Below are 2,968 nucleotides of genomic sequence, written 5' to 3'. Positions count from 1 at the left end.
TGCGAATTTTCGGCGAATGTCGTCTTCACAGTATAACCAGATTGCTTGGGGTTATATGGTCAAGTGAAGAAGCGCATACGGTGGATGCCTTGGCAGTCAGAGGCGATGAAAGACGTGGTAGCCTGCGAAAAGCTTCGGGGAGTCGGCAAACAGACTTTGATCCGGAGATGTCTGAATGGGGGAACCCAGCCATCATAAGATGGTTATCTTGTACTGAATACATAGGTGCAAGAGGCGAACCAGGGGAACTGAAACATCTAAGTACCCTGAGGAAAAGAAATCAACCGAGATTCCCTTAGTAGTGGCGAGCGAACGGGGACTAGCCCTTAAGTGGCTTTGAGATTAGCGGAACGCTCTGGAAAGTGCGGCCATAGTGGGTGATAGCCCTGTACGCGAAAATCTCTTGGCCATGAAATCGAGTAGGACGGAGCACGAGAAACTTTGTCTGAATATGGGGGGACCATCCTCCAAGGCTAAATACTACTGACTGACCGATAGTGAACTAGTACCGTGAGGGAAAGGCGAAAAGAACCCCGGAGAGGGGAGTGAAATAGATCCTGAAACCGTATGCGTACAAGCAGTGGGAGCCCACTTTGTTGGGTGACTGCGTACCTTTTGTATAATGGGTCAGCGACTTATTTTCAGTGGCGAGCTTAACCGAATAGGGGAGGCGTAGCGAAAGCGAGTCTTAATAGGGCGTCTAGTCGCTGGGAATAGACCCGAAACCGGGCGATCTATCCATGGGCAGGTTGAAGGTTAGGTAACACTGACTGGAGGACCGAACCGACTACCGTTGAAAAGTTAGCGGATGACCTGTGGATCGGAGTGAAAGGCTAATCAAGCTCGGAGATAGCTGGTTCTCCTCGAAAGCTATTTAGGTAGCGCCTCATGTATCACTGTAGGGGGTAGAGCACTGTTTCGGCTAGGGGGTCATCCCGACTTACCAAACCGATGCAAACTCCGAATACCTACAAGTGCCGAGCATGGGAGACACACGGCGGGTGCTAACGTCCGTCGTGAAAAGGGAAACAACCCAGACCGTCAGCTAAGGTCCCAAAGTTATGGTTAAGTGGGAAACGATGTGGGAAGGCTTAGACAGCTAGGAGGTTGGCTTAGAAGCAGCCACCCTTTAAAGAAAGCGTAATAGCTCACTAGTCGAGTCGGCCTGCGCGGAAGATGTAACGGGGCTCAAACCATACACCGAAGCTACGGGTATCACTTAGGTGATGCGGTAGAGGAGCGTTCTGTAAGCCTGTGAAGGTGAGTTGAGAAGCTTGCTGGAGGTATCAGAAGTGCGAATGCTGACATGAGTAACGACAATGGGTGTGAAAAACACCCACGCCGAAAGACCAAGGTTTCCTGCGCAACGTTAATCGACGCAGGGTTAGTCGGTCCCTAAGGCGAGGCTGAAAAGCGTAGTCGATGGAAAACAGGTTAATATTCCTGTACTTCTGGTTATTGCGATGGAGGGACGGAGAAGGCTAGGCCAGCTTGGCGTTGGTTGTCCAAGTTTAAGGTGGTAGGCTGAGATCTTAGGTAAATCCGGGATCTTAAGGCCGAGAGCTGATGACGAGTGTTCTTTTAGAACACGAAGTGGTTGATGCCATGCTTCCAAGAAAAGCTTCTAAGCTTCAGGTAACCAGGAACCGTACCCCAAACCGACACAGGTGGTTGGGTAGAGAATACCAAGGCGCTTGAGAGAACTCGGGTGAAGGAACTAGGCAAAATGGCACCGTAACTTCGGGAGAAGGTGCGCCGGTGAGGGTGAAGCACTTGCTGCGTAAGCCCACGCCGGTCGAAGATACCAGGCCGCTGCGACTGTTTATTAAAAACACAGCACTCTGCAAACACGAAAGTGGACGTATAGGGTGTGACGCCTGCCCGGTGCCGGAAGGTTAATTGATGGGGTTAGCTAACGCGAAGCTCTTGATCGAAGCCCCGGTAAACGGCGGCCGTAACTATAACGGTCCTAAGGTAGCGAAATTCCTTGTCGGGTAAGTTCCGACCTGCACGAATGGCGTAACGATGGCGGCGCTGTCTCCACCCGAGACTCAGTGAAATTGAAATCGCTGTGAAGATGCAGTGTATCCGCGGCTAGACGGAAAGACCCCGTGAACCTTTACTATAGCTTTGCACTGGACTTTGAATTTGCTTGTGTAGGATAGGTGGGAGGCTTTGAAGCGTGGACGCCAGTTCGCGTGGAGCCATCCTTGAAATACCACCCTGGCAACTTTGAGGTTCTAACTCAGGTCCGTTATCCGGATCGAGGACAGTGTATGGTGGGTAGTTTGACTGGGGCGGTCTCCTCCTAAAGAGTAACGGAGGAGTACGAAGGTGCGCTCAGACCGGTCGGAAATCGGTCGTAGAGTATAAAGGCAAAAGCGCGCTTGACTGCGAGACAGACACGTCGAGCAGGTACGAAAGTAGGTCTTAGTGATCCGGTGGTTCTGTATGGAAGGGCCATCGCTCAACGGATAAAAGGTACTCCGGGGATAACAGGCTGATACCGCCCAAGAGTTCATATCGACGGCGGTGTTTGGCACCTCGATGTCGGCTCATCACATCCTGGGGCTGAAGCCGGTCCCAAGGGTATGGCTGTTCGCCATTTAAAGTGGTACGCGAGCTGGGTTTAGAACGTCGTGAGACAGTTCGGTCCCTATCTGCCGTGGACGTTTGAGATTTGAGAGGGGCTGCTCCTAGTACGAGAGGACCGGAGTGGACGAACCTCTGGTGTTCCGGTTGTCACGCCAGTGGCATTGCCGGGTAGCTATGTTCGGAATAGATAACCGCTGAAAGCATCTAAGCGGGAAACTAGCCTCAAGATGAGATCTCACTGGGACCTTGAGTCCCCTGAAGGGCCGTCGAAGACTACGACGTTGATAGGTTGGGTGTGTAAGCGCTGTGAGGCGTTGAGCTAACCAATACTAATTGCCCGTGAGGCTTGACCATATAACACCCAAGCAATTTG

1 rRNA gene is annotated in these 2,968 nt (G+C 51.9%); it reads left to right on the top strand.

The window, feature by feature from the left end:
* Positions 1 to 57 precede the first annotated feature (57 nt).
* Positions 58 to 2,949: ribosomal RNA gene (locus ACCC96_RS30250) — 23S ribosomal RNA — on the top strand.
* The last annotated feature ends 19 nt before the right edge of the window (positions 2,950 to 2,968 follow it).

Origin of the sequence: Pseudomonas sp. Pseusp11, from assembly GCF_047304405.1 — a bacterium.
GTDB lineage: Bacteria > Pseudomonadota > Gammaproteobacteria > Pseudomonadales > Pseudomonadaceae > Aquipseudomonas.
The sequence above is the reverse complement of the archived record's forward strand: the minus strand, read 5'-3'. Positions and strand labels throughout refer to the sequence as shown.